The following is a 24018-nucleotide window of genomic DNA, read 5'->3' as shown; positions in this document are numbered from 1 at the left end:
TGGAAATAACAAATGTGGCTCAGTAGCTCAGTTGGTAGAGCAAAGGACTGAAAATCCTTGTGTCGGCGGTTCGATTCCGTCCTGAGCCACCATACATGCGGGTATAGTTTAGTGGTAAAACCTCAGCCTTCCAAGCTGATGATGGGAGTTCGATTCTCCCTACCCGCTCCAATTAGGGGCCTATAGCTCAGCTGGTTAGAGCGCACGCCTGATAAGCGTGAGGTCGGTGGTTCGAGTCCACTTAGGCCCACCATTCCGCAGTAGCTCAGTGGTAGAGCAATCGGCTGTTAACCGATCGGTCGTAAGTTCGAGTCTTACCTGCGGAGCCATTTTTATGGGGAAGTACTCAAGTGGCTCAAGAGGCGCCCCTGCTAAGGGTGTAGATCGCGAAAGCGGTGCGAGGGTTCGAATCCCTCCTTCTCCGCCATAATTTTGGCCCCTTGGTCAAGCGGTTAAGACACCGCCCTTTCACGGCGGTATCACGGGTTCGAATCCCGTAGGGGTCATACATAAAAAGGTATTGCACAATTGTGCAATACCTTTTTTCTGTTTTCCAACATAAGTTATATAGAAGGCCGCTGAGAGTAATATAGGGGGCAATAGTGTAGAGTTGTGCCGTCAATCTATGCGATGCTATTTATCTCCAACTGGCAATCGATACTATCTAAATTCTAGTGAACTTATGGAACGAAAGCGCGTGCAAAATGAGTAAGTCCTACAAGAAGCGCTTGTAGGACTTACTCATTTTTGAATTACTTATCTTTCTGCGCATCAATGTAGCTATCACGTTCATGATAAGGAATGTCACCTAAAGGTGATTCGATACCTTCTTCATCCAACTCCTCTTCATACTCTATTACTTCTTCATTTCGTACAAAGCCAGCAGGTTCACCTGTAATATCGGACACGGCAAACTCTTCATATGCTTCTACGCTGTCTTCATTTTCTTCATCGTACAGATCCCCGTAGTCACGATTTTTATTACCTGAGAAGTCTGAAGGTGTTTCAGATGTTCCGGATTGCGCAATTTCTTGAAAGCTATCTTCGTAATCAATTGCGTCTCCATCTCTTCGTGCCGCAAATGAATTAGGATCTGCCATGATTAATAGATCTTCCTCAACCGGACGATCGGTCGGAACATCTTTTCTCGCGTCATCAATACATACAGTAGTGTAAGGGATTGCTTCTAGGCGCTCCAATTGTATTTCCTTGCCACAGACCTCACAAATGCCATACGTGCCCTCCTTGATAGCTTGTAGCGCGTTCTGAACTTTCTCTAGTTCGCCTTCTGCGTGTGTGTGGAGTGCCATGTCCTTTTCCCGCTCATATAATTCCGTTCCCATGTCAGCGGGGTGATTATCGTACATGGATAATTCGCCTACATCTTCTTGTGCATTTTTTACAATTTCCGTCTCGTTTTCGGTTTCAGTCAAACGTTCTTCCATAGCTCGTAATTCTTTTTCCAGTTGTTGAATTTGTTTAGTTGTTAACAATATAGTCACGACCCTTTCTATGTGGCTTTCCGAGTTGAACAATGAAGTCTGAGAAAGCTGTCTTATTTCAGTCTTTCCCTTTTTACAAGCTGAAGTAAACCTTTACAACAAAAAACGTCCACCTTTTTTAAGTGTGGACGTTGTGGATACAGTTTATTCAGATGAAGTGAGCGATGAGAATGCCGATACCGAGAAGTAGGCCGAACAGCGTATTGGTAACGCCTGTATCCTTCATAGCTGGCATGACTTGAATGGGTTGTTCACACTTGCGAAAGGTTTTCGTAGCATGTAATGGTTTGGGAATACTTAGTAGGACGAGTAAGGCCCATGCAGACACATGGCCTGTCACGACGAGTGCAATAATCCAACCATATGACACGATGAAAAACATTGCCAATACCGTTATAGCATTATTTCGACCTATAAGAATCGCCATGGTTTTTCTGCCGCCCTTAGTATCCTGTACAATATCCCGAATATTATTTGCTAACATAATTGCACCTACTAAAAGCATGCTTGGTACAGATAGCAAGATTGCATTGCCAGTGACAGTTCCTGTTTGAATATAGAATGCAATTAAAATTAATAGCATGCCCATAATAAATCCAGAAACCAGCTCGCCGAATGGGGTATAAGCAATCGGGTAGGGTCCGCCAGTATACAAGTAGCCAATCAGCATGGCAACAGAACCTACGGCGGCAAGCCACCAAGAAGTTTCCATGCAAATGTAAATGCCAAGGAGAACAGATAAGCCATACAGAATGAGTGCTAAATTTAATACGGTCTTGGGTTGTACACCGTTTCGGACGATCGTACCGCCAATACCGATCGAGTGTTCATCGTCGAGTCCTCGTTTGAAATCATAGTATTCATTGAACATATTCGTAGCCATCTGTAAAAATAAACTAGCTACAAGCATCGCCAGAAATAGCGGGAAATGAAGTGGTCCGTATTGTAGCGCAATCATGGTCCCTAAAAAGACAGGTGCAAAAGCAGCAGTCAACGTGTGAGGGCGCGTCAGTTGCCACCAAACTCGCCAGCCAGTATCGGTTTCTATTGTGTGTTGCACGGGTAATCTCTCCTTATGTATATAATCATCATCTGATAGTATACAACAAAAACAAGCAGTTAGGTAAGAAGTGACGACTACAAAAGATAATTGTCGAATGCTCTTCAATATGGCGACAGCGAGACATTATATATTAAGTACAGCGTCCAATGTGCTAGAATAGAGGTACTTATCGTTCAGTGAAATGATATCTGAGCGTAAATTGTCGAAAAACATATTGCATGATGAGAAGGAGAGAGTGGGATGATTCGGAAATTGACCGATCGAGAGAAGACGGTTCCGGCAACAGGCGCTGAATCTCGTTTTTTTACGGAAACATTAGAAGTAGAAACGCTAAGTCCGCTTGCTTTTTTTGAAGCAGGCCTATCACATTATGGTGAGCATCGTTTCTTCTGGCAAAATGCAGACAAGACAGTAAAACTTGTCGGTTTGGGTCAGGCTACAGTTCTAACAGCGGAGAAAGATCGTTTTCAGTCGATATCTTCACAATGGGCAACATTGTGTGGAGGTTTAATTAAGGAAGAAAAAGATGTTGAACCGGTGTTATTTGGAGGGTTTTCTTTTGATCCCCACACACGCCAAGATGACGAGTGGAGTGCTTTTCCAGCCGCTTATTTTACTGTGCCTTTATTCCAACTGAAAATTGAAAAAGGTAAAACGTATGTATCGATTAATTATATTACGGATGAATCACAAACGGCGGCAGACTTTGAAGCATTGCGTCAAGAACGTGATCGCTTGATCCATATTGCACAGGTTGACGAATTCACGTTCCAAGGTCATCCGAGCGTGATCAAACAGACAGAATTGGCTACGGACCGCTATATGGATGCTGTTGAGCATGTGACATCGCATATTAAAGCGCAAGAGGCAGAGAAAGTAGTCATTGCACGTAAAATTAAATTAACGTTCGAAGAAGAATTCCAAAAGGCTGCTGCGCTGCATACGATTTCGAATGAACAGTCTGCTAGTTATCACTTTGGACTTCAAATTGGGAATGTAATGTTCTTCGGTGCAACGCCAGAGAGATTGGTTGAAATTTATAAGGGACATGTGTACTCGGCATGTGTAGCAGGTTCTATTGAACGTGGAAAAACGTCTCAAGAGGATCAGCGACTTGGCGAGGTGCTATTACGTGATAAGAAGAACCGTGAAGAGCATCAGTACGTAGTCGATATGATTACACAAGTCTTTTCGGAATTTTGCACATCATTGCAAGTAAACAAAACACCGAAGCTTTTGAAAGTGCGAGATATTCAGCATTTATTCACACCGGTTGAAGGAGAGCTCGCGAAGGACATGGATATTTTCCACCTAGTAGAAGCGCTTCATCCAACGCCCGCTTTAGGTGGAGTTCCACGTCAGAAAGCGCTCGAAATCATTCGTGAAGAAGAGCAAATGGACCGTGGCTACTATGCCGGCCCGATTGGCTGGGTGGATTCTGCAGGTAATGGAGAGTTTGCGGTGGCGATCCGTTCTGGACTGCTAACTGGCAATGATGCATATTTGTATGCTGGTGGGGGAATTGTAGCCGATTCTACAGCAACGGAAGAATACGAGGAAACATGGGTTAAATTCCGTCCCGTGCTACGCGCGCTCGGAGGCCGCTTACATGAATGATCACGAAATAGGATTAACGAGTTATGTGCTCCGCTTAACGGATGCTCTTATACGCCAAGGCGCGAAAAAGGCAGTAATTAGTCCAGGCTCCAGATCGACACCACTTGCGTATGCGCTAACGAACTCTGAGGATATGCAGACCTATGTGCATACCGATGAGCGTTCTGCAGCTTTTTATGCGCTTGGATTAGTGAAGGCGACTGGGCAACCGGTTGTTTTACTATGTACATCAGGAACAGCCGCATCGAACTATCATCCTGCAGTTACAGAAGCTTTTTATGCAAGATTGCCGTTGATCGTCATAACAGCGGACCGTCCGCATGAATTACGTGAAGTCGGCGCTCCACAGGCGATTGATCAAATTCGCATGTTTGGGGAGCACGTCAAAGATAGCGTCGATTTCCCTGTGCCAGAAAATCGGGAAGAAATTTTACGATACATGGAACAACGTGCTGTTAGACTTCTTTCCGTTGCGAAAACTGCACCACAAGGACCTGTACACTTAAATGTACCATTTCGGGAGCCATTACTTATTGATTTGCAAGCAACTGCGCAAGTCAGTCGATTCCAGCGACAGTTGGTAGGGGAATTGTCTGTTACGGACGAAATGAAAACTGTACTCGAAACGGCCATTACGCAATCGAAAAAAGGCATACTCGTTATCGGAGAGCAAACGACTACTTTAGATAAAGAACGTTTCTGGCAGTTTGCTAAAGCACTTCAGTGGCCCGTACTATGCGATCCACTGTCTAATCTGCGCTCACAAGTACCTGCAGATTGTGACGATCTTTGTATTGATCAGTACGATGCCTTGCTGAAAAGTGAAGTGTTTACCGAAAAGGTGCGACCTGATTGCGTCATACGCTTCGGTCCGCAACCCATCTCTAAACCATTGCTGTTATTTTTGAAGAAGACGTGTCCAGAAACCTATATTGTGATCGATGAATCACCGAATTATCGTGATCCGATTGGTCTAACTACGCATCATTTGCAAGTGAGTGCAAAGAGCATTTGGCAGCAAGTACATGTTCGAAACGAGCGAACAGAGTATACGGAACAGTGGTCTGAAGCCAATCGAATTTCCGCAGATGTACTGAATGAAGATCAACATTTTAAGCAAGATGAAGGTCATTTCGTTCGTCAATTCATCGCCAATTTACCAGATGGCTCGGATGTAGTCTGCAGTAGCAGTATGCCGATTCGTGACTTGGATACTCATTTCCAAAAGACGAAACGCGATATTTCATTGTTTTGCAATAGAGGGACGAATGGAATTGACGGCGTAGTCTCGACTGCCCTTGGTATTCAGGAAGGTCGTCAACGAAAGACGTATTTATTGATAGGGGATTTAGCGTTTTTGCATGATATCAACGGATTGATTATTTCCCGTTTACAGCAAACCGATTTGACAATTGTACTAATAAATAACAACGGTGGCGGGATATTTTCCTATTTACCGCAAGCATCTATAGAACACCATTATGAGCAATTATTCGGGACCCCAACAAATTTAACGTTCCATCACATAGCGGCGATGTATGAGGCGCAATATGATGCGGTAGATACGATACAAGCATTTGAACAAGCAATGCAAACCGATAAAATGACTAATCTCCGAATTATTGAAGTGACAACAGTACGTGAAGACAATGTGGAAGCTCACCGCTCTGTGTGGCGGGAAATCGCGAAGAGGGTGGAACGCATTGACGACTGAACTATTGACAATTAGAGGTATAGATACGCATGTTGCACGATACGGTAATAAACAGCTGCCGACAATCGTCATGTTGCATGGTTTCACAGGCTCGACAGCCACTTGGCAGCAAACCATTGAAGTACTTGCGGTGGATTATCATATCGTGGCAGTCGATTTAATCGGTCATGGCAAAACAGAAGCCCCTGAAACGAGTACTCGCTACAAAATGGAAGAGCAGATAAAAGATTTATATGAAGTCTTGCAGAAGCTTGAAATTGAGCAGCCGATCTTGCTTGGGTATTCGATGGGTGGGCGTGTTGCGCTAGGCTATACTGCAACGTATCCAGAAAAAGTAACGGGTCTTATACTTGAAAGCAGTTCGCCAGGTCTATGTACAACTGAACAACAAATTGCACGACGTACAGCTGATTCCAAGCTTGCGGATAGGATAGAACAACAAGGAATGATAGAATTCGTCGACTTCTGGCAAGAGATTCCGTTGTTTCACTCGCAAAAGAAACTGTCTGAATCACAACAACAAGCAGTGCGCAGTGAACGCCTTGATCAACGGCCAACCGGTCTAGCAAACAGTTTACGGGGGATGGGCACGGGCAGTCAGCCATCATACTGGCAGACGCTTGAGCAACTTTCATTACCTGTATTATTGATTACCGGTAGTGAAGACGAGAAATTCGAAACGATAGCGCAGGAAATGTTGAAAAGGCTGCCAAATGCCCGGCATGAAACGATTAAAGATGCTGGGCATGCAATTCACGTGGAAAAACCACAAGAATTTGCTACAATGATAAAGAGCTTTCTGAAAACAGTGTAAAACTCGAGGAGGAATTTATTATGACCCGTCAATGGGAAACGCTTCGTACATATGATGATATCAAGTACGAAATGTACAATGGTATCGCAAAAATCACGATTAATCGTCCGGAAGTGCGCAATGCATTCCGTCCGAAAACAGTAATGGAACTGATCGATGCATTTTCACGTGCAAGAGATGATCAACGAATTGGAGTTATCGTGTTAACTGGTGAAGGAGAGAAAGCTTTCTGTTCAGGAGGCGATCAATCGGTTCGTGGTCACGGTGGATATGTTGGTGACGACGAAATTCCACGCCTGAACGTTTTAGATCTTCAACGCTTGATTCGCGTTATTCCAAAGCCAGTTGTCGCAATGGTGGCGGGATACGCAATCGGTGGCGGTCACGTGTTACATGTAGTATGTGACTTGACGATTGCTGCAGACAATGCACGTTTCGGACAAACAGGACCTACTGTCGGCTCGTTCGACGCGGGATACGGTTCAGGATATCTTGCACGCATTGTTGGTCACAAAAAAGCACGTGAAATCTGGTACCTATGCCGTCAATATGACGCGCAAGAAGCACTCGATATGGGCTTAGTCAACACAGTGGTTCCTTATGAACAGCTAGAAGACGAAACCGTTCAATGGTGTGAAGAAATGCTAGGTAAGAGTCCAACTGCACTTCGCTTCTTGAAAGCGGCAATGAATGCAGATACAGACGGCTTGGCTGGACTTCAGCAATTAGCTGGAGACGCTACATTGCTTTATTACACAACGGATGAAGCGAAAGAAGGACGCGATGCGTTTAAAGAAAAGCGTAAACCAGACTTCGATCAATTCCCACGTTTCCCTTAAATAAATGAAAGCTGCCTATCTTGGGCAGCTTTTTCATTATGTTAACTTTAATTGGAGGAGATAGCTATGATGATCCCAAATTGGCTTGCGCAACGGGCCAAATTGACACCTGAAGCGTCCGCTTTAGTTACCGAACGAGGACACTGGTCTTATCAGGAACTATATGAGCAATCCCTTGAAATCGCACAACAACTTCATCATCTCGGTGTTCAGTCAGAGAGTAGGGTGGCGCTGCTAAGCCACTCCAATGAACAAACGGTACTATTCGTCCATGCATGCTGGTTATTAAGTGTGGAGGTAGTCTGTCTGAACAATCGGCTGACAGAACAAGAATTACACTGGCAAGTCCGCGATTCCGAAGCAAAACTTGTACTTGTTGATGATCACATACAGATCCATCCGAATGTAGATGATATCGAGAGCTTATCTTATTCAGCAGTTCGAAAGTCCGAACGAAAAGAGTTCGTCATGCTAGAACAGTGGACTGAAGATCAGACGCTATCGATTATGTATACTTCAGGCACTACAGGTGTGCCTAAAGGAGTTCGTCAGACAGCAGGCAATCATACGTCGAGCGCACTTGCTTCTGCGCTGAATCTTGGGTTGACCGATAACGATTCCTGGCTGTGCATGATGCCTTTATTCCACATCAGTGGACTTTCGATTGTCATTCGCGCAGTTATCTACGGAATGGAAATGCGCTTGTACGAAAAATTTGATGCAAAAGAAGCTGCTGCACACATTGTTGCGGGAAATGTAACAGCCATTTCGGTCGTTGCCTTGACGTTGGATCAAATTGTCCGTGTGATGGAAGCAGATCATAACAAAGCGCATCCTCAATTTCGTACTATGCTCGTTGGTGGCGGACCCGTGCCACTGGATTATTTGGAGCGCGCGACTGCATGTGGACTACCGATACTTCAGACATATGGTATGACTGAAACCTGTTCGCAAACGACGACACTTGGAAAAGCAGATGCAACGCGAAAGGTAGGTTCAGCGGGTAAACCGTTATTTTTTAATAAAATTTCAATTAAAGATGCCGTTCAACCAGGTGAAGTAGGAGAAGTGCTCATAAAAGGCCCTCACGTGACGCCGGGTTACATCGGAAGTCAAAGTACACGCAGTCCGCTGACCGAAGACGGTTGGCTTGCTACAGGGGATGCTGGCTATCTTGATGAAGAAGGCTATTTATTCATTGTGGATCGACGTGCTGATTTAATTATTTCAGGTGGGGAGAATGTGTATCCTGCCGAGATTGAAAATGTATTGCTAGCGCATCCTGCTATTAGGGAAGCTGGCGTATGTGGTAAAGAAGATCCGCAGTGGGGGCAAGTACCCGTCGCATTTCTCGTTGGCTCAGCTGACACGGAAGAATTAGTAGAATTCTGTTCCCAGCGTCTAGCACGTTATAAATTACCGAGTGAATTTCGCTTTGTGGAGCGACTGCCGCGGAATGCATCGAATAAATTAATGCGGTTCGAATTGAAAAAATGGTTATAAAAAAACAGTGGAGTTTGCATCCACTGTTAGTCACCTAATGCTTTTTTTAGTACGTTCAGATTCTGTTCCATGAGAGTAAAGTACGTTTCTTCCTTCTGAATATCTTCTTCAGTTAGGACACTCAAATTATGCAAAGTAAGAGCTTCGGCATTCAGTTCTTTTTTGATGACTTCAGCTAACTTCGAGCTGACGTTTTGTTCAAATAAAATATACTGGATGTCTTGTTCTTTTGCATCTTTTACAAGTGAAGCTAGTTCTTTTTGTGAAGGTTCATTCTGAGAATCAAGACCAGATACAGCAAGTTGCTGTAACCCGTAAGCGTCTGCCAAGTAGCCAAATGCTGCATGAGACACAAAGAATGTTTTGTTTGGCGCTTCATCTGCCATGGTTTTAAATTCGCGATCCAATTCTTCTAGTTCATCATATAAAACCTCAAAGTTTTTCTTGAATAACTCTGCATGTTCAGGCAATTCATCCGATAACTCTTGCGTAATTTTTTCCGCGAGCTTCGTGCTGAGATAAGGAGATATCCAAACGTGTGGATCCACCGTGTCTTCATGTCCGTGCTCATCATGCGCATCTTCTCCGTGTTCATGGGAATGTCCCTCTTCCAATTCCTCGAAATCAATATAATCAGCGATTGGAACAAATCGAACCTCTTCATTCTGCAATGTTTTTTCTGTTTTTTGCACAAAACCCTCAAGTCCAAGCCCAACATAGAAGAATAAATCCCCTTTTGCTAAGGTCATCATATCTTTCTGCGTAGGTTCAAACACGTGCTCATCTGTTCCAGGCGGATAGATGGATCTCACGTCAACATACTCTCCACCAATCCGCTCAGTGAAGTATTGTAATGGGTAAACTGTAGTGTAAACGAGTAATTGTTCGGATGACGTATCATCCGGTTCAGTAGTTGTACTATTGTTACAACCACTTAATACTAGCAGCAAAGTGGCTGCCAGCAGTAGTATACGATTTTTCATTCAAAAAGCCTCCGTGACGTAATCGGAATGATTACTATTTAGATTGTTTTCTCATCATACAAGATATGATGTATGTTTGCAACCTAGTACGGATTATTTAGTATCTGATTTTTTTGGAGGTACCGGATCAAATCCGCCTTTATGAAATGGATGACATTTTAAAATCCGCATTACCGCAAGCCAACTACCTTTGAGTGCTCCGTGCGTCTCAATTGCTTCCACTCCGTAGTGTGAACAAGTGGGATGAAATCGGCATGACGGCGGTGATAGGGGGGAAATAAATTTTTGGTAGAACCGGATCAGTTGTATAAATGCTTTCTTCACTATATCCATCACCTTCTGACGTAATAAGGTTTAGTTTACCTATATAAGTGGTAAATGAAAAGAGAGAAGCATAAAACGATTAGAGGAGTGTTTTTTTTATGTCTAAGGAACTAATTCAGGAATTAAACAAACAAGTATCTACGTGGTCGGTGTTGTATGCGAAACTTCATAACTACCACTGGTATGTAAAAGGAAATCAATTCTTCACATTACACGCCAAATTTGAGGAATTATATAATGAAGCAACAGTGCATATGGACGAAATTGCGGAACGCGTACTGACTTTGGGCGGTGAACCAACTGCAACATTATCGCAGCATTTATCCGAATCTGTGATCGACGAAGCAAAAGGCACAGAAAAAGCGAATGAAATGGTGCAAACGTTAGTAGATGATTTTGACAAAGTAATGAAATCATTGAAAAAGGGTATGGAACTTGCATCGAAGGATTCAGATGATATGACAGAAGATATGTTAAATGCAGTTTATCAGAGCGTGGAGAAGCATCAGTGGATGTTAAACGCATTTCTCGGTGAAACAAACGAGTAAAACCTTCAATTAACAAAATAGCAACCGATAGTAGGAAGTGAATACCAGGAAGGAGTTGAACGATATGGATATCCATTCAATTATGTCCAGCCAGTTGAGAAGCTTGCAATCAACCGTTCAAATGAGCGTTATGAACAAGGCTCTTTCAATGGAGACTTCTGCTATGAATGATATGCTGAACGGCCTTGAAAACCAATCTGTAGCGCATCCAACAAAGGGCGTTTCAATTGATATTAAGGCTTGAATGAAGGGCACACATCTTGAATAAGTAGAGATGTGTGTTTTTTTTATGGAAGTAGGCAGAAATACTGTAAAATATACTAAAACATAGTAGGGGGTATATTGAAGATGGCTCAAGGACAGTATTTGCGTAATTTAATTATCGAAACACCTTCTAAACCGGGGAATCTTGGCAAGGTAACTATGGCAATCGGTCAACTAAATGGAGATATTGGTGACATCCAGACGATTAAAGTAGGAACGCTTTCTACGATTAAAGAAATCGCGTTGCAATGTAATGACCAAGCACATTTGGCTGAAATCGTGGTGGCGATTGAAAACTTGAAACAAGGTATTAAAGTTCAAGCGATTACAGATGATGTATTGCAAATGCATGAAGGCGGAAAAATTCATATGAAAGCCACTCATGAAATCCGTTCTCTGGCGGATTTACGGAGAGTGTATACACCGGGTGTGGCAAGTGTTTGCAAAACGATCCAAGAAGACCCGGAACAGGCAAATTATTTCACAGGTATTTCTAATACAGTGGCAATCGTGACGGATGGTACGGCTATTTTAGGGCTTGGAGATATTGGTCCTGTAGCGGGTATGCCTGTTATGGAAGGAAAAGCTGTCTTGTTTGATCAATTCGTCGGTATTAGTGGGATTCCCATTTTACTTGATACGAGCAATCCCGATGAAGTCGTAGAAACGATCAAACATATCCATCAAGGATTTGGTGCAATTTTACTAGAAGATATCGGGTCCCCGCATTGCTTTGAAATCGAAGAGCGTTTGAAAAAAGAATTACCGATCCCTGTTATGCATGATGATCAGCACGGTACAGCAGTCGTAGCATTGGCAGCAGCGCTCACAGCATGCAAGCATGTTGAAGTGGATTTGGCTAATGCTTCAGTTGGACAAATTGGTTTAGGCGCAGCAGGCTTAGCAATCAGTCGTATGTTTATGGCATATGGTGTAGCGGAAATGAAAGGAACCGATCCTAATCCCCATGCGAAAGAGATGTTAGCGAAGCACGGTGGGACCGTCGTTGAAACAATGGAAGAAATCATGGAGACATGCGATGTAGTCATTGCGACAACTGGTGTTGCTAATCTCATCAAGCCAGAAATGATTCGTAAAGGTCAAATCATTTTGGCTTTATCTAACCCCAACGCAGAAATCACTCCGGAAATCGCTTTGGAAGCAGGCGCAGCCTATGCGGCGGATGGTCGTCTAGTCAATAACGTCCTAGGCTTTCCGGGCATCTTTCGTGGCGCATTAAATGCAAATGCGAAAGCCATTACGTATCCCATGCTGATCGCTGCAGCATTGGCCATTGTCGATAGCACTAAGCGTGACGATTTAGTCCCGCATCCATTAGATCCAAACGTACACATTAACGTGGCGTTGGCAGTTGAAAAAGTAGTGTATGAAGAACAAGATCAAGGAATTTAATTTTAAGGAGGCTGGGACACAACCTCAAAAGATATGAAGGAGAAGACACTTTCATACCTTTTTTAATTCACTAAAATGTATTTATAAAGTTTAATTCGTTAGTAATCAAGAGTGTAGCGTAGAGGAACGGACTGTTTTTTAATGTTTTGTCCCAGCCTCTTTGTTGCAGAATATTTTTTTCTTTATGAGGCATCCTACGTAAAAAAGAAAGTAGGATGATTATGATAGAAGAAAAATACCCGATGTATATATCACTTAATAACAAATTAGTACTCACAGATCCTCACTCTTCGACATGGGAATACAAAGTAGAAGTAACAAGAGAAGTATATCCTATATTCGAAAAATTATTTTCCCAAATGGAACAACTAGAATTCCAAAACTTTCTCCGCTCACATGTACCGTATGCGCAATATCACTATGATAAAGACAATGATAAATTGGATGTCCGATTGAAAAAGGTCTTTGCTTTGATTCATGAATTTACCGATGACGAGTCAAAACGTTTTATCGAGAAACTGCCGCTATTTCGTTGATTCCTCGCTTACCTTTCCGCTACACTAAGGGAAAGGACGTGATTCATATTGCTGAAATTTGAAGATTTACAAGGAGCCCATGTTGAATTGACTTTTGAACCTAATCCACATCATATTGAATCCCGCCATGTGCTCATAATGATTAAGGACGACAATCGTTGGTTATTGACCAAACATAAAATACGTGGAATTGAGTTTCCCGGTGGAAAAGCGGAATCAGGAGAGACAATTGAACAAGCGGCTATTCGTGAAACGATGGAAGAAACAGGAGTCACTATAGAAAATATTCATTCATTTGCAGAGTATGTTGTCTTTACTGACCCACCTTTTTGCAAGACCGTTTTCACAGGAGATATAACACATGTAGAAAAAGACTTTACATTAATGGAAACAGAAGGTGCAGTATGGATGACAGACGCTGAACTAGATGCTTGTACTGAACTCAGCTTTCACATGAAAGACCGCGGAATGGGTGAACTTAGGAAGTGGGTAGAAGCGAATGATAGAACAATCTGATGGTAAAATCATACGGAGGAAAGACTATCCCTCCCCAAACCCCCATGTTAGATTGGAAGAAATCACGTATAGTTCTGACAACTTGCTTGTAAAAGGACTTTTGGCAACACCAAAAGCAAAAGGACGGTATGATGGATTGCTTTATCTACGCGGCGGCATCCAACATGTAGGGATGGTTAGACCAGCGCGTATCGCACAATTTGCATCGCATGGACTGGTAGTATTCGCTCCTTATTATCGTGGTAATCGTGGCGGTGAAGGAAAGGATGAATTCGCTGGAGAGGATCGCAATGACGCAGTGACGGGAGTGGAAGTACTTAAACAGCAAAGTGCAGTCAATTCAGATCGCATTCATCTATTTTCATTTTCCAGAGGCGGTATTATGGCATTATGGACAGCTATAATCCGCGATGATTTAACTTCTATGGTGACATGGGCTGGAGTTTCAGACGTGGTCTTCACGTACAAAGAGCGACAGGATATGCGGCGTATGATGAAACGTGTCATCGGTGGCACGCCGAATAATCAACCGGATGCGTATCGTGAAAGGTCGGCACTATTCCAGATAGAGAATATCGATATTCCGACACTGATTATCCACGGGACTCTTGACACGAATGTATCTTTCCAACAGGCAATATTGTTAGAGAATGCATTACGTGATGCGGATAAAGAGTTTGAAACTTGGTACTTGGAAGGCTATACGCATTATATTCCTCCTGAAATGAATCGACTGCTTGTGAAAGAAGCAGTAAATTGGATGAAGCGGCAATGATGAACATTTGCTAGCTTTTATGTGATTACAATAAAGACGCAAAAAGAGGCTGACCAGATTGGTCAGCCCCTTTCGTATGACATTATTTAATGACAGGTGGTCCGCCTTTGATTGCGATGTCTTCGGAAACATGAGAAAACTTCTTGAAGTTTTCACGGAAAGCATCAGCCAAACGGTTTGCTTCTTTATCGTATTCTTGTGGATCTTCCCAAGCATCACGAGGGTGTAGAACGTCGCTTGGCACACCTTCGATTTCAAGGGGCATATTTAATCCAAAGATTTCGTTCTTCTTTGTTTCTATATTATCCAACTTACCAGCGATTGCTGCGCGTACCATCGTACGTGTATAGCCTAAGTTCATACGTGAACCTACACCATAGATTCCGCCAGTCCATCCTGTATTCACGAGGAATACTTTTGAACCATGCTCATCTATTTTCTTTCCAAGCATCTCTGCATAGGTTGCTGCAGGGAGTGGGAGGAACGGTGAACCGAAGCAAGTAGAGAATGTTGGTTCAGGAGCAGTGATTCCACGCTCAGTTCCAGCAAGTTTGGAAGTGAAACCGCTCAAGAAGTGATACATTGCCTGTTCTTTTGAAAGAATAGAAATCGGAGGCAATACGCCAGAAGCATCAGCTGTAAGGAAGATGATGTTCTTCGGATGACCAGCAACAGATGGTGTCACGATATTATCAATGTTTTCGATTGGATATGCAGCACGTGTGTTTTCAGTTAATGATTTATCATCATAATCGGGAATGCGCGTTTCTTCATCTAGTACTACGTTTTCTAAAACAGCACCGAAACGAATGGCTCCGAAAATTTCAGGTTCTTTTTCAGCAGAAAGGTTAATACATTTTGCGTAACATCCACCTTCAATGTTAAACACGCCATTATCAGACCAGCCGTGCTCATCGTCACCAATAAGTTTACGGTCAGCATCTGCCGAAAGCGTAGTTTTACCTGTTCCAGATAGACCAAAGAACAAAGCAACATCGCCTTCTTCTCCAACGTTTGCTGAACAGTGCATGGATAGGATATCTTGCTCGGGTAGTAAGTAGTTCATAACAGAGAAAATAGATTTCTTCATTTCCCCAGCGTACTCTGTTCCACCAATTAAGACAATTCGCTTTTCAAGCGATAAAATGATGAACGTTTCAGAGTTTGTGCCATCCACTTTTGGATCCGCTTTAAATGAAGGGGCTGCCAAAATGGTGAATTGCGATTCATGTGCTTTCAATTCTTCTTCAGTTGGACGGATGAATAGTTGGTGAACGAACTGATTTTGCCAAGCTAATTCATTAATAACCTGGATAGACAATTGGGAGTCTTTATCTGCTCCTGCAAATCCTTTAAAAACAAACAATTCGTCTTTTTTCTTCAAATGTTCAATGACTTTTGTGTATAATGAATCAAAGATCTCCTCTGAAATCGGACTGTTTGTGCTACCCCAATCTACTTTATCCTTAGACACTGCATCTTCAACGATGAATTTGTCCTTAGGTGAGCGTCCTGTATATTTACCTGTACGAGCAGTGATCGCACCGTCAGCAGAAAGTTTAGCTTCGCCTCTTGCCACTGCTTTTTCCGTTAGTTCTGCCACAGACGCTTGGATCGTCACGTTGCTTCCACTAAGAAGACTTTTTAAACTATCATCAATTTTTGCAGATATCATGTTTACATACCGTCCTTTGCGTAGTCGATTTATTTTTATCTTACTAAGAATATCCTAATTCGTAAATAGTATAACACATTAAGAATATTAATCTATACTAATGGAAAACTCAAGTGATTTGGAAGAAATAATTTGACAAAATCCAAACTTTTTAATACGATGTGACATGAACGGATACTCTTATCCCGAGTTGGTGGAGGGTACAGGCCCTGTGAAACCCGGCAACCTGCAATAGACGTAAGTCTAACGCGAAGGTGCCAAACCTGAAGCAAGGTTTAATTCCTTGGACGATAAGAGTGAAAGGTGCTGCGCGTGAAATTTTGCCTTTTACTCATGGATTGAATATGAGTGGAGGGCTTTTTATATTGTCTAGCCCTGAATCCTTATGGTATATGCTTGACGTCTAGGCGTGGAACTTTACCAGGGACTTATGAGAGTACCGTATCATGATGCTTAATATAGGGGGAAATAACATGACAAACCGTCGACTGTTTACATCAGAATCAGTTACAGAAGGCCATCCTGACAAGATGTGCGACCAAATTTCAGATGCAATTTTAGATGCGATCCTAACGGAAGATCCAAATGCGCGTGTGGCATGTGAAACGAGTATAACGACTGGACTCGTATTAGTAATGGGAGAAATCACTACGACAACGTATGTGGATATTCCAAAAGTCGTTCGCGACACTGTTAAAGAAATTGGGTATGTTCGTGCGAAATACGGCTTCGATTACGAAACGTCCGCTGTACTTACTTCCATTGATGAGCAATCACCCGAAATCGCTGCAAGTGTCAATGTGGCACTCGAAGCACGTGAAGGCTCTATGTCTGATGAAGAATTAGAGGCAATCGGTGCAGGAGACCAAGGCCTGATGTTTGGATATGCATGTAATGAAACGCCAGAATTAATGCCTCTGCCAATCAGCCTGTCTCATAAATTGGCACAACGCCTGGCACAAGCTCGTAAAGAAGAACTTATTTCCTATTTACGTCCTGACGGTAAAACACAAGTAACGGTAGAATATGACCAAGATAATAATCCTGTGCGAATTGACACAATCGTTATTTCCACACAACATCACCCTGAAGCAACACTCGAGCAAATCGAGCAGGATATAAAGAATGTTGTTATTGATGCAGTCGTTCCAAAGAACTTATTGGACGAGCATACTAAATACTTCATTAATCCTACTGGCAGCTTTGTCGTTGGTGGCCCTCAAGGAGACTCTGGATTGACTGGACGTAAAATCATCGTTGATACGTATGGTGGATATGCCCGTCATGGTGGCGGGGCATTCTCGGGGAAAGATGCTACGAAAGTGGACCGTTCGGCTTCTTACGCAGCGCGTTATGTGGCAAAGAACATCGTTGCAGCTGGACTGGCTGAGCACTGTGAAGTTCAGTTGGCGTATGCTATTGGAGTAGCTAGCCCGGTTTCTATCTCGATCAATACATTTGATACCGGTATACTATCGGAGACTCAATTAGTAGAGTTCGTACGTGAATTATTTGACCTTCGACCGGCAGGAATTATTAAAATGCTTGACCTACGTCGTCCAATCTACAAACAAACGGCAGCATACGGTCACTTTGGCCGCACTGATATCGAATTGCCATGGGAGCAGACAGATAAAGTGGAAGCGTTGAAAGATCTTGCGAGTACAGTACGTGTGAAGCAATAAAGTAATGAGTGCAGAAAGAGGAATCATTTCCTTTTTTCTGCACTTTTTAATTCTTTGCCGGTGAAATACGAAAAGGAATCATTTCATAGTCTGCCTCTTCATAAGCCCTTTGCAATCCTTTATCCTCTATATCTTTTTTCAAGATTGTCTTCTGTTTTACTTCAATATCAAAAGAATAGCTAAATGGAAAACCCTCCACTTTAATAGTGTGCTGATCTGCAAAGTATATCCCAATTCGTCCTATCGGTAATGAAGGGAAAATACCAGTAGAAGGAATACCATCACGAAAGAATATATGTTCATTCGCTTTGTCGACACCTGGATCATTCACACAACAATATAAGGAAAAGTTGTCTCCAAGCTGAAGCAGAGCAAAATGCATTTCAAAAAGTTCCTTATCAAAACCTTCGACTTCTTTACATAATCGTTCACGACGATTCAGTTCACCCTCGATAAATTGCTTAGCTTCTTTTTTATCGTTACCCTGTATAAACTGTTCATAATGAAAACTACAAAGCATTGCTGCGTAGTGATCAAGCTTTTCTACTTCATCGATTCCTTGGCGATAAAGTACTGTTTTTGGAAGAAGTGGGTAATCTGTGAATCGAAAAGGTGCCGATTTCGCATCATTCCAAAAAGGTTGTTTATCAAAAGGAGCCCAGCCGATGTCGTGGTTACGAATGGCAGTTAATACGGAATGACGCCATTGATCATCAGGAAACATATCCTTTTTCCAGTGTTCCATTAATTCTCCAGCAAGTTGTCCATGATGATGTTGTTGGACGAAGCTGAATGACTTCTCGTGTTCACGTACAATCATTTTACTTCATCCTTTCTTGTCAGGTGAGGAACTATCGTTTTGTATGATTTCTTCTTTAATTTCTTCTTTTACCTTTTCAATTTTATCCATTTCTTCTTGATACATTTCTTCCGCCTCTGTCGTGCCGAGAATAAAGGGGTCTTCATTGAAGTCAATTCGTTTGCCATATCGTAGAAGTTCATAAATAATCATACCGTTATTCGGTTTCCCATTTACGGTTTTCATGGGAATGGAGTCAAATAAAACGAAATAGAAGGCGTAGAATATAAAACGGCTCCAAAATGTTTTGGACTCTTCAAAAAAACCATTTGCAATGAGCGCATTTATTGTGAGCGCCACGACAACGTTAATCAAAATCGGCCCAGCATATATGCATATATAAGCAAAATTACTTTTTCTCTTGACTGAATCAAAAGTAAACCAGCTATTTATATGATAATATTTACGTATATCAAATACACCGAATTTAAAGAGCCTGGGTCCAGACCCAATGGTCAATCTGGCATTATTTACACCGAAAAGACCACTAATAATAAAATAGCCAGCTTCCCTTATAAATGTAACGACAGGTAAAATGATGAAACAAGAAATTACCAAGCTAAGGAGATCTGCTAAACCGAACATATCACGTCGACTCCTTCTATAAATTCTTCTATGTGTAATAATTCAATAGCTTAAACTGTAAAATACCCATTTACCACAAAAAAAAAATCGTTTTACTATTACTATTTTATAAACATATCACAAGAAGCCATGTTTAATTTAAGTAAGAGCGGGAAATTATAAAGTATTATCCAAATACATGTAGTATTTTGAGGAGGAATGGAATATGGCGAAAATAGCTGTAGAAGTACCATTTGACGATGTGAAACAAGCACTAGAGGAAAAAGGACATGAAGTGACGATGTTCGCAAGTGATGAACGTCTAAGCGGCTATGACATGGGCGTAATCCGTGCCTTGAGCGACGTCAACATCGACCAATTCGACTTTCCCGTGGTGAGCATTGAAGGCAATTCTGTACAAGACATCGTAGACGATGTGGAAAAAAGATTACATCGCTAATAATTGAATACAATTTATTTAGGACTGAAGAGCAAGCCAATAAAGGGGGTTCTTCAGTTTTTCTATTTGCCAGGTAGTAGTGGCGGGGGTTTACCAATGCAAATGGGATTTTACTAGCTATTCTATTTGTTTAAAGTGTTTCTGTCAGTTAGAAAGCTCCGTTTAATGTGACACATAGCATTAACGAGCAAGAGTGTAGAGAATAGTAAAATACCATTGACTCTTTTTGAATAAGAGATTTTGTTCCTGATGATTAACATTAAACCACTCGGCCAGGTAAATCCTATTCACAATGGTCGTGTGATTGCTTAGCGTAAATGAAAAGGAGACATGCCATATTTGGCACGTCTACTTTTCATTACATTTGAATGTCAGTTTGACCGAATGCTTCATATTCTTGCATTAATAATTGAAGCGGTAATTCGTACAGTTGTTTCCCATCAATTTTAAATACCCCATTTGAAACGAGCTCTTCAATCATTTTGTCTCGCTTTGATTCACTTACTTTTTTGTTTGTTTTCATCGTGCATTTCCTCCTTGATTCCCCCTCTAAATATAGCCGTTATGATCTCGAATTAAACCGTATAAACCATAGTTGGAACTTTCGGACTGCTCTACTAAATGTGTATATCGTTTTGGCAGTGTAATAGGGACTTATGCTTTATAGTACATTCTTAATAACTTGATAGTGGAATGGCAAAATGAAAAAGTGAATAGTTCTATTCGTAACGGCTTTTTTAAAACCAATGATGCTTAGGGGTACCATTATGAGGTAAGAATAGATATAATCTAGTTCGTGCATTAAATTGTTATTTACCAGAGGAGGTCGCTATGTTTTTCATTGAAGCAAAACGAGTGACGGTAGTTATTTTTGGATCGCTACTTATGGCTCTATCATTAAATTTCTTTCTCATCAATGCAAATGTCTATGCGAGTGGATTTGCGGGTGCAGCCCAGTTAGTATCAAGTGTTTTAAAAGACCACTTAGGCATGACAATTAGTACAGGTATTTTATTATTACTGTTCAACATACCGGTCTTTATTCTGGGTTGGTTTAAAGTAGGAAAAGGTTTCACTATTTATAGTATATTATCCGTTGCGTTCACTACACTATTCCTTGAATTATTGCCACTGCGTTCTATGTCAGAAGATATTATGCTGAATGCGGTATTTGGCGGGGTACTGGCAGGTGTTGGTGTAGGGATATCCCTAAAGCTAGGTGCATCTACTGGCGGAATGGACATCGTGGCGATGATTCTTTCTCGCATGCAGGATAAACCAATCGGTGTATACTTTCTAGTGTTAAACGGTATTCTTATCGTATTCGCTGGGATTCTATATGAACCGGAAAACGCACTTTACACAATGGTTGCGTTATACGTTACTACGTCAGTGATTGACATGATTCATACGCGACATGAAAAAGTAACTGCGATGATCATCACGCACAAAGCAGACGATCTTCAACAAGCAATCCATCGTCAAATGGTGCGTGGAATTACTATACTCCCCGCTAAAGGTGCTTACTCTAAAGAAGATAAGAACATGCTGTATGTCGTGATCACAAGATATGAACTATATGACTTGGAACGGATTATCAATGAGACGGATCCGCAAGCATTTACCAATATCGTACAAACAGTAGGTATTTTCGGTTTCTTTAGAAAGGAAAATGAGAAACTGGCTTAGAACAGAAAATTGATCGTGTATTTTCACAGGAAGACGAACTCCGTTAAAAGAGTTTGTCTTCATTTTTATATACGAAGTCTCACTGTAAACATATTCACTGTGTAATCCTACTCGATAATCATGTATTATTTTGGCGAACGTCAACAGTAAAGATTTGTTGAATTCTTGTGAAAACATTGGAATGTACAGAGAGTTTGTATATACTTGAGTGTGACTTATATTATTTAAGTCATCATGAACGTACACCATAACCGCCATCGGGCGTAGTAAAGTTGGTATTATAGTATATGAAAACATCTATATGGCTAAGAGAGATTCGTCGTCGGGCAAATAGCTGGTTCATCATTACAATGCTTGGTGCACTCGTCATTATTATGCCGGTCGCCTATGTTGTACTGAGTTTCTTCCAGCCGACAGGCGAAAACTGGGAACATATTAAAGAATTTTTGCTTGCTGACTATGTAAGAGGGTCAGTGATTTTAGTTGGATCTGTCGGGTTCCTCTCGACGACCATCGGATTAGTACTGGCCTGGATTGTCGCGGCCTATGAATTTCCATTACGGAAACAGTTTAAATGGCTGTTGATTATACCTTTGGCTATACCGCCTTATATAGCGGCTTATACATACAGTACAATGACAAGCTATACTGGCGTCATTCAATCGTTGTTCCGTAATTATTTTGATTATCAATTCACACCGGGCACGATCGAGATCATGTCATTGCGTGGAGCGGTTTTTGTTCTCACATTATTCCTTTACCCGTATGTGTATATGATTGCGCTCAATTATTTTGAAAAACAAAGCGCATCGTATATTGAGAGTGCTAAAACTCTTGGATTGAATGGTTTCCAAATGTTCTTCCGTTTGGGATTACCTATTGCGCGACCTGCCATCATCGCAGGATCGATGCTCGTCATCTTTGAAGTGTTAAGTGATTATGGCGTAGCCAGTTTCTTTGGCGTACGTACGATTTCCACGGCGATTTTCCAGACGTGGTTCGGGATGTATGATATCAATGCGGCTATGCGTTTAGCTGCTTGGTTGCTCGTCATTATATTAGGGATTTTCATGCTCGAACGCTTTTTACGAAAAGGTCGGAAGTATGATACAAACGTGACACAAAGCAGACCACTCGCACGTAAAAAATTACGTGGGTGGACTGCTTGGCTAGCATTCCTTTCTTGTTCTATTGTATTCCTCAGTGCCTTTTTAATTCCTTTTGTTCAACTGATCTATTGGTCACTAAAAACATATGAAAAAGTATGGCGCGCAGACTTCATCACTTTAATAACCAATAGTCTAGTGGCCGCCCTCATCGGTGCATTGATTATAAGCTTCTTTGCGATTTTGGCTGCCCGTACGATTAACTTGTATCCATCCGCTTCGTCAAATTTACTTGCGCGTATTATGACGTCCGGTTATGCGGTGCCAGGAGCAGTCGTCGCAATTGGCGTACTTGCTTTATTTATTACGCTAGATGAGAAACTGGCATTTATTTATCCGAAACTGTTAGGTGTAGAATCGGGCTCACTCGTATTAAGTATGTCGATCGCTATGCTGATCACAGGATACGTTATTCGGTTTATGGCGCAAGGATTCAACTCGGTTGAGTCAGGTTATACAAAAGTACCGCCATCTTATCGTGAAGCTTCATTCTTACTAGGACGAAGTATGACATACACATTTTGGAAAGTAGAGTTTCCATTATTACGCGGTTCGATCTTAATTGGATTTGCGTTAGCATTCCTTGAAATTATGAAGGAACTACCGCTGACCTTACTGTTGCGACCTTTTAACTTTGATACGCTCGCGACACGGACCTATCAATATGCAATTGATGAAAGAATATATGAAGCTGCACCATCCTCTCTGTTATTAATTTGTCTAAGCATCTTGTCGGTGATTATAATTTTAAGATTTGAGGAGAAGTGAGAACAATGTTCGTAGACATTCAAAACTTATCATTTCGATATTCAAAAAAACAGCAGCCTGTCATTGATCGCTTTTCATTTACGATTAAAAAAGGGGAAATCGTAGGGATTGTAGGTGCGAGTGGTAGTGGAAAAAGTACTTTGCTACGGTTGCTTGCAGGTTTGGAAGATCCTACGGCAGGCAGTATCGAACTCGATGGCAGATTGATTGTAGGAGATAACACATATATCGAGGCAGAGAAGCGCGGTGTAGGCATGGTGTTTCAGAACTATGCACTATTTCCACATCTGACAGTCAGCGAAAACATTTGCTTTGGCTTACACAAGATGAAGCGTCCTGAGAAAAAGAAGCGTTTGGATGAAATGTTGGAACTTGTTCAATTGCAAGAGTTTGCCAAACGTTACCCCCATGAACTTAGCGGGGGACAACAGCAACGTGTGGCATTGGCAAGGGCTTTGGCGCCTTCACCTTCCATCCTGTTGATGGATGAGCCGTTTAGTAATCTGGATACGAATTTGAAGTCATTGATTCGAATGGAAGTTCGCGATATCTTGCAAAAGGCAAATATTACATGTCTGTTTGTCTCGCATGACCAAGCTGATGTGGACGCAATTTGTGATCGAACGATCTATATTGATTGTGCAACGTATATTGGATCGGACAAAGAATCAATACCTGTTTAACTTTGTACTAGAGAGTATCGGATATATTTCCGATACTCTCCTTTTATTTATAGAAATA

Annotated in this window: 24 protein-coding genes, 6 tRNA genes and 1 riboswitch; of the genes, 22 read left to right on the top strand and 8 right to left on the bottom strand. The window is 41.9% G+C overall.

Going from position 1 to position 24018, the window contains the following annotated elements:
• Positions 1-16: 16 nt before the first annotated feature.
• The 6 genes from CSV77_RS15415 (at position 17) to CSV77_RS15390 (ending at position 506) form a co-directional block, all read left to right on the top strand.
• Positions 17-92, top strand: a tRNA-Phe gene (locus tag CSV77_RS15415).
• Positions 93-97: 5 nt separating this feature from the next.
• Positions 98-171, top strand: a tRNA-Gly gene (locus tag CSV77_RS15410).
• 5 nt (positions 172-176) lie between these two features.
• Positions 177-253: transfer RNA gene (locus CSV77_RS15405), tRNA-Ile, on the top strand.
• Between the two features lies 1 nt (position 254).
• Positions 255-329: transfer RNA gene (locus CSV77_RS15400), tRNA-Asn, on the top strand.
• Between the two features lie 7 nt (positions 330-336).
• Positions 337-427 (top strand) — tRNA-Ser (locus CSV77_RS15395).
• A 7-nt stretch (positions 428-434) separates the two neighbouring features.
• A tRNA-Glu gene (locus CSV77_RS15390) sits at positions 435-506 on the top strand.
• A 246-nt stretch (positions 507-752) separates the two neighbouring features.
• Here the strand turns inward: CSV77_RS15390 and CSV77_RS15385 are convergent.
• Both CSV77_RS15385 and CSV77_RS15380 read right to left on the bottom strand, forming a co-directional pair.
• A complete protein-coding gene (locus CSV77_RS15385) occupies positions 753-1502 on the bottom strand; it encodes a TraR/DksA C4-type zinc finger protein (protein WP_233212278.1) in 750 nt (249 codons plus the stop codon).
• Positions 1503-1650: 148 nt separating this feature from the next.
• The gene (locus CSV77_RS15380; protein ID WP_099674087.1) at positions 1651-2562 is read right to left on the bottom strand and encodes a 1,4-dihydroxy-2-naphthoate polyprenyltransferase; all 912 of its coding nucleotides are present in this window, start codon (positions 2560-2562) and stop codon (positions 1651-1653) included.
• A 243-nt stretch (positions 2563-2805) separates the two neighbouring features.
• Between CSV77_RS15380 and CSV77_RS15375 the strand changes: the two genes are divergently transcribed.
• The 5 genes from CSV77_RS15375 (at position 2806) to CSV77_RS15355 (ending at position 9052) form a co-directional block, all read left to right on the top strand.
• Positions 2806-4182, top strand: coding sequence for an isochorismate synthase (locus CSV77_RS15375; protein WP_099674086.1), 1377 nt, complete (start codon positions 2806-2808; stop codon positions 4180-4182).
• Complete coding sequence (menD, locus tag CSV77_RS15370; RefSeq protein WP_099674085.1) at positions 4175-5896, top strand: 2-succinyl-5-enolpyruvyl-6-hydroxy-3-cyclohexene-1-carboxylic-acid synthase; 1722 nt, start codon at positions 4175-4177, stop codon at positions 5894-5896. The genes CSV77_RS15375 and menD overlap by 8 nt, the downstream gene beginning before the upstream one ends.
• Positions 5886-6710 carry a 2-succinyl-6-hydroxy-2,4-cyclohexadiene-1-carboxylate synthase gene (menH, locus tag CSV77_RS15365; RefSeq protein ID WP_233212277.1) on the top strand — a complete coding sequence of 275 codons (825 nt, stop codon included), beginning with the start codon at positions 5886-5888 and terminating at the stop codon, positions 6708-6710. Before menD ends, menH begins: the two co-directional genes overlap by 11 nt.
• Before the next feature lie 20 nt (positions 6711-6730).
• Positions 6731-7549 (top strand): 1,4-dihydroxy-2-naphthoyl-CoA synthase, encoded by an 819-nt coding sequence (menB, locus tag CSV77_RS15360; RefSeq protein WP_029055123.1) that lies wholly within the window; start codon positions 6731-6733, stop codon positions 7547-7549.
• Between the two features lie 66 nt (positions 7550-7615).
• Complete coding sequence (locus tag CSV77_RS15355; protein ID WP_199203770.1) at positions 7616-9052, top strand: o-succinylbenzoate--CoA ligase; 1437 nt, start codon at positions 7616-7618, stop codon at positions 9050-9052.
• A 26-nt stretch (positions 9053-9078) separates the two neighbouring features.
• Here CSV77_RS15355 and CSV77_RS15350 read toward each other — a convergent pair whose 3' ends face one another.
• Together CSV77_RS15350 and yidD are read right to left on the bottom strand one after the other, a co-directional pair.
• Positions 9079-10035 (bottom strand): metal ABC transporter solute-binding protein, Zn/Mn family, encoded by a 957-nt coding sequence (locus CSV77_RS15350; protein ID WP_099674084.1) that lies wholly within the window; start codon positions 10033-10035, stop codon positions 9079-9081.
• 93 nt (positions 10036-10128) lie between these two features.
• Positions 10129-10359: a membrane protein insertion efficiency factor YidD gene (yidD, locus tag CSV77_RS15345; protein ID WP_099631366.1), complete on the bottom strand. Its 231-nt coding sequence runs from the start codon at positions 10357-10359 to the stop codon at positions 10129-10131.
• Between the two features lie 98 nt (positions 10360-10457).
• Here yidD and CSV77_RS15340 point away from each other — a divergent pair, with 98 nt between their 5' ends.
• From CSV77_RS15340 to CSV77_RS15315, 6 genes are all read left to right on the top strand, one after another.
• Positions 10458-10907: a Dps family protein gene (locus CSV77_RS15340; protein WP_099631367.1), complete on the top strand. Its 450-nt coding sequence runs from the start codon at positions 10458-10460 to the stop codon at positions 10905-10907.
• Positions 10908-10971: 64 nt separating this feature from the next.
• Positions 10972-11151 carry a putative motility protein gene (locus CSV77_RS15335; protein ID WP_099631368.1) on the top strand — a complete coding sequence of 60 codons (180 nt, stop codon included), beginning with the start codon at positions 10972-10974 and terminating at the stop codon, positions 11149-11151.
• A gap of 104 nt (positions 11152-11255) precedes the next feature.
• Positions 11256-12584, top strand: coding sequence for an NAD-dependent malic enzyme (locus CSV77_RS15330; protein ID WP_099674083.1), 1329 nt, complete (start codon positions 11256-11258; stop codon positions 12582-12584).
• Between the two features lie 221 nt (positions 12585-12805).
• Positions 12806-13120 carry a transposase gene (locus CSV77_RS15325; protein WP_233189588.1) on the top strand — a complete coding sequence of 105 codons (315 nt, stop codon included), beginning with the start codon at positions 12806-12808 and terminating at the stop codon, positions 13118-13120.
• Positions 13121-13168: 48 nt separating this feature from the next.
• Positions 13169-13636 (top strand): NUDIX domain-containing protein, encoded by a 468-nt coding sequence (locus tag CSV77_RS15320; RefSeq protein WP_099674082.1) that lies wholly within the window; start codon positions 13169-13171, stop codon positions 13634-13636.
• Complete coding sequence (locus tag CSV77_RS15315) at positions 13620-14411, top strand: alpha/beta hydrolase family protein (RefSeq protein WP_099674081.1); 792 nt, start codon at positions 13620-13622, stop codon at positions 14409-14411. The genes CSV77_RS15320 and CSV77_RS15315 overlap by 17 nt, the downstream gene beginning before the upstream one ends.
• 82 nt (positions 14412-14493) lie before the next feature.
• On the opposite strand, the gene pckA is transcribed toward CSV77_RS15315, so the two are convergent.
• Positions 14494-16086, bottom strand: coding sequence for a phosphoenolpyruvate carboxykinase (ATP) (pckA, locus tag CSV77_RS15310; RefSeq protein ID WP_099631373.1), 1593 nt, complete (start codon positions 16084-16086; stop codon positions 14494-14496).
• Positions 16087-16263: 177 nt separating this feature from the next.
• A riboswitch (SAM riboswitch) is annotated at positions 16264-16383 on the top strand.
• A gap of 176 nt (positions 16384-16559) precedes the next feature.
• On the opposite strand from pckA, the gene metK reads away from it, so the two are divergent.
• A complete protein-coding gene (gene metK / locus CSV77_RS15305; protein ID WP_099631374.1) occupies positions 16560-17771 on the top strand; it encodes a methionine adenosyltransferase in 1212 nt (403 codons plus the stop codon).
• A gap of 46 nt (positions 17772-17817) precedes the next feature.
• Here metK and CSV77_RS15300 read toward each other — a convergent pair whose 3' ends face one another.
• Both CSV77_RS15300 and CSV77_RS15295 read right to left on the bottom strand, forming a co-directional pair.
• The gene (locus CSV77_RS15300) at positions 17818-18591 is read right to left on the bottom strand and encodes a DUF3891 family protein (RefSeq protein ID WP_099636762.1); all 774 of its coding nucleotides are present in this window, start codon (positions 18589-18591) and stop codon (positions 17818-17820) included.
• 6 nt (positions 18592-18597) lie between these two features.
• A complete protein-coding gene (locus CSV77_RS15295; protein ID WP_099631376.1) occupies positions 18598-19215 on the bottom strand; it encodes a hypothetical protein in 618 nt (205 codons plus the stop codon).
• A 205-nt stretch (positions 19216-19420) separates the two neighbouring features.
• Between CSV77_RS15295 and CSV77_RS15290 the strand changes: the two genes are divergently transcribed.
• Entirely contained in the window at positions 19421-19654 is a 234-nt protein-coding gene (locus tag CSV77_RS15290; protein ID WP_099636763.1) for a YkuS family protein, read from the top strand.
• Positions 19655-20012: 358 nt separating this feature from the next.
• Here the strand turns inward: CSV77_RS15290 and CSV77_RS15285 are convergent, their stop codons facing one another.
• Complete coding sequence (locus CSV77_RS15285; protein WP_099631378.1) at positions 20013-20177, bottom strand: Fur-regulated basic protein FbpA; 165 nt, start codon at positions 20175-20177, stop codon at positions 20013-20015.
• Between the two features lie 308 nt (positions 20178-20485).
• Between CSV77_RS15285 and CSV77_RS15280 the strand changes: the two genes are divergently transcribed.
• The 3 genes from CSV77_RS15280 (at position 20486) to CSV77_RS15270 (ending at position 23960) form a co-directional block, all read left to right on the top strand.
• The gene (locus tag CSV77_RS15280) at positions 20486-21343 is read left to right on the top strand and encodes a YitT family protein (protein ID WP_099636765.1); all 858 of its coding nucleotides are present in this window, start codon (positions 20486-20488) and stop codon (positions 21341-21343) included.
• A 287-nt stretch (positions 21344-21630) separates the two neighbouring features.
• Positions 21631-23277, top strand: a complete 1647-nt coding sequence (locus CSV77_RS15275; protein WP_099674080.1) for an ABC transporter permease — start codon at positions 21631-21633, stop codon at positions 23275-23277.
• A 5-nt stretch (positions 23278-23282) separates the two neighbouring features.
• Complete coding sequence (locus CSV77_RS15270) at positions 23283-23960, top strand: ABC transporter ATP-binding protein (protein WP_099636767.1); 678 nt, start codon at positions 23283-23285, stop codon at positions 23958-23960.
• Positions 23961-24018: the final 58 nt, after the last annotated feature.

The sequence above is a fragment of the Sporosarcina sp. P16b genome, from assembly GCF_002743065.1.
Classification (GTDB): Bacteria; Bacillota; Bacilli; order Bacillales_A; family Planococcaceae; genus Sporosarcina.
This window is presented reverse-complemented; position numbering and strand designations above follow the sequence as displayed.

Bases quoted from the DNA above. Each gene is read 5' to 3' on its own strand.
- CSV77_RS15280 (WP_099636765.1), top strand. From the start codon at position 20,486: ATGTTTTTCATTGAAGCAAAACGAGTGACGGTAGTTATTTTTGGATCG.
- menB (WP_029055123.1), top strand. From the start codon at position 6,731: ATGACCCGTCAATGGGAAACGCTTCGTACATATGATGATATCAAGTAC.
- CSV77_RS15295 (WP_099631376.1), bottom strand. From the start codon at position 19,215: ATGTTCGGTTTAGCAGATCTCCTTAGCTTGGTAATTTCTTGTTTCATC.
- CSV77_RS15290 (WP_099636763.1), top strand. From the start codon at position 19,421: ATGGCGAAAATAGCTGTAGAAGTACCATTTGACGATGTGAAACAAGCA.
- CSV77_RS15285 (WP_099631378.1), bottom strand. From the start codon at position 20,177: ATGAAAACAAACAAAAAAGTAAGTGAATCAAAGCGAGACAAAATGATT.
- metK (WP_099631374.1), top strand. From the start codon at position 16,560: ATGACAAACCGTCGACTGTTTACATCAGAATCAGTTACAGAAGGCCAT.
- CSV77_RS15275 (WP_099674080.1), top strand. From the start codon at position 21,631: ATGAAAACATCTATATGGCTAAGAGAGATTCGTCGTCGGGCAAATAGC.
- menD (WP_099674085.1), top strand. From the start codon at position 4,175: ATGAATGATCACGAAATAGGATTAACGAGTTATGTGCTCCGCTTAACG.
- CSV77_RS15270 (WP_099636767.1), top strand. From the start codon at position 23,283: ATGTTCGTAGACATTCAAAACTTATCATTTCGATATTCAAAAAAACAG.
- CSV77_RS15340 (WP_099631367.1), top strand. From the start codon at position 10,458: ATGTCTAAGGAACTAATTCAGGAATTAAACAAACAAGTATCTACGTGG.
- CSV77_RS15300 (WP_099636762.1), bottom strand. From the start codon at position 18,591: ATGATTGTACGTGAACACGAGAAGTCATTCAGCTTCGTCCAACAACAT.
- pckA (WP_099631373.1), bottom strand. From the start codon at position 16,086: ATGATATCTGCAAAAATTGATGATAGTTTAAAAAGTCTTCTTAGTGGA.
- CSV77_RS15355 (WP_199203770.1), top strand. From the start codon at position 7,616: ATGATGATCCCAAATTGGCTTGCGCAACGGGCCAAATTGACACCTGAA.
- CSV77_RS15375 (WP_099674086.1), top strand. From the start codon at position 2,806: ATGATTCGGAAATTGACCGATCGAGAGAAGACGGTTCCGGCAACAGGC.
- CSV77_RS15315 (WP_099674081.1), top strand. From the start codon at position 13,620: ATGATAGAACAATCTGATGGTAAAATCATACGGAGGAAAGACTATCCC.
- CSV77_RS15330 (WP_099674083.1), top strand. From the start codon at position 11,256: ATGGCTCAAGGACAGTATTTGCGTAATTTAATTATCGAAACACCTTCT.
- CSV77_RS15325 (WP_233189588.1), top strand. From the start codon at position 12,806: ATGATAGAAGAAAAATACCCGATGTATATATCACTTAATAACAAATTA.
- CSV77_RS15350 (WP_099674084.1), bottom strand. From the start codon at position 10,035: ATGAAAAATCGTATACTACTGCTGGCAGCCACTTTGCTGCTAGTATTA.
- CSV77_RS15335 (WP_099631368.1), top strand. From the start codon at position 10,972: ATGGATATCCATTCAATTATGTCCAGCCAGTTGAGAAGCTTGCAATCA.